Source organism: Mesorhizobium sp. M7A.F.Ca.CA.002.09.1.1, from assembly GCF_003998555.1.
Classification (GTDB): domain Bacteria; phylum Pseudomonadota; class Alphaproteobacteria; order Rhizobiales; family Rhizobiaceae; genus Mesorhizobium; species Mesorhizobium ciceri.
Window position 1 is genome coordinate 1 of the sequence record NZ_RZRR01001023.1, and the last position, 1,800, is coordinate 1,800.

General features: G+C 63.9%; 2 protein-coding genes. Both read left to right on the forward strand.

Annotation, left to right across the window (positions count from 1 at the left end):
- Positions 1-664: carnitinyl-CoA dehydratase (locus EN994_RS29715; protein WP_127308067.1), on the forward strand; the 664-nt coding region annotated here is incomplete at its 5' end.
- 217 nt (positions 665-881) lie between these two features.
- Positions 882-1,800, forward strand: a 919-nt coding sequence (locus tag EN994_RS29725; RefSeq protein ID WP_164746339.1) for an alpha/beta hydrolase, incomplete at its 3' end; no start/stop codon positions are given.

The window sequence follows — 1,800 nt, forward strand, 5'->3', positions numbered from 1 at the left end:
GTTCCGAGACGATCCGGAATTGCGCGTCGCCATCGTCAAGACCGCTGGCGACAAGTTCTTCTGCGCGGGCTGGGACCTCAAAGCAGCTGCCGGCGGCGATGCGGTCGACGGCGACTATGGCGTCGGCGGCTTTGCCGGCCTGCAGGAGCTGCGCGACCTCAACAAGCCGATCATCGCGTGCGTCAACGGCATGGCGGTCGGCGGCGGCTTCGAGCTGGCGCTGTCCTGCGACCTCATCTACGCCTCCGATCATTCCTCCTTCGCGCTGCCCGAGATCCGAGCCGGCACGCTGGCCGACGCGGCGACGATCAAGCTGCCGAAGCGCATCCCCTACCATGTCGCCATGGACCTTCTGCTCACCGGCCGCTGGATGGATGTCGCTGAAGCGCATCGCTGGGGCTTGGTCAACGAAGTGCTGCCCAAGGAAAAGCTGGAAGATCGCGTCTGGGAGATCGCCCGGCTGCTCGCAGGCGGCCCACCGCTGGTGTTTGCCGCGATCAAGGAGACGGCGCGCGTGGCCGAGGCGCTGACCTTCCAGGACGCCATGAACAAGGTGACCCGCCGGCAATTGCCGACGGTCGATGCGCTCTATGGCTCCGAGGACAATATGGAGGGTTTTCGCGCTTTTGCGGAGAAGCGGGAGCCGGTGTGGAAGGGGAAGTGAGGATTGTTGCCGAAATGACGGCGCTTATCCCCCTCTGTCCTGCCGGACATCTCCCCCTCAAGGGGGGAGATTGGCAGCTTCGATCTCTGCACTCTTCTTGCGACGCCGAAGGTTGGCGAAAGCCTTCGCAACATCCGATCTCCCCCCTTGAGGGGGAGATGTCCGGCAGGACAGAGGGGGGCGCCCAGGCTCAGCCTTGGCCGCCTCTCCAGCACCCATGACCGACTACATCAAGCTCATCGACGCCGAGACCTGGGCCTTCATCGAGCGCACCAATTCCTATTACCCGCCCGATACGATCGACTACACGATCGTGCAGCAGCGCGAGATTTACGACCGCATGTGCCGGGAATTCTTTGCCGGCTACCCCGAGGGCGTCGCTGTCGAAACCTCCGCCATTGCAACGCCGACGCACGATATCCCGATCCGTATCTACCGAAGCCCACTTCAGGCAGGCGTGACGGTGCTCTATGTCCATGGCGGTGGCTTCATCCTTGGTGGGCTGGACAGCCATGACGATGTTTGCGCGGAGCTGTGCTCGCGCACAGGCTATGAGGTGGTCTCCGTAGATTACCGGCTGGCGCCGGAACATTTGCATCCAGCCGCCTTTGACGATGCCATGAGCGCCTTCGAATGGGCCGCCGCCAATCGCGATCATCCTATCGTGCTCTGCGGCGACAGCGCCGGCGGCAATCTCTGCGCCGCCGTCAGTCACGCCACGCGCGGCCATTCGAAAAGGCCGGTCGGCCAGGTGCTGATCTATCCCGGCCTCGGCGGAAACCGCTCGAAAGGCTCCTATGTCAAGCACGCCGAAGCGCCGATGCTGACCGTGCGCGATCTCGAATTCTACAAGCACATTCGCACTGGAGGGCAAGACCGTAGCGGCGATGCGACGCTGGCCCCGCTTGCCGACACCGATTTCTCCAACTTGCCGGAGACAGTGCTGATCACCGCCGAATGCGACCCGCTGTCATCGGATGGCGAGACCTATCGCGACCTGATCATCACGGCAGGTGGCCACGCGACGTGGTTCGAGGAGCCGGGATTGGTGCACGGCTATCTCAGAGCCCGGCACACGGTTGGCCGCGCCCGCACCAGCTTCACCCGGATCGTCGGTGCGGTGACCGCGCTTGGAC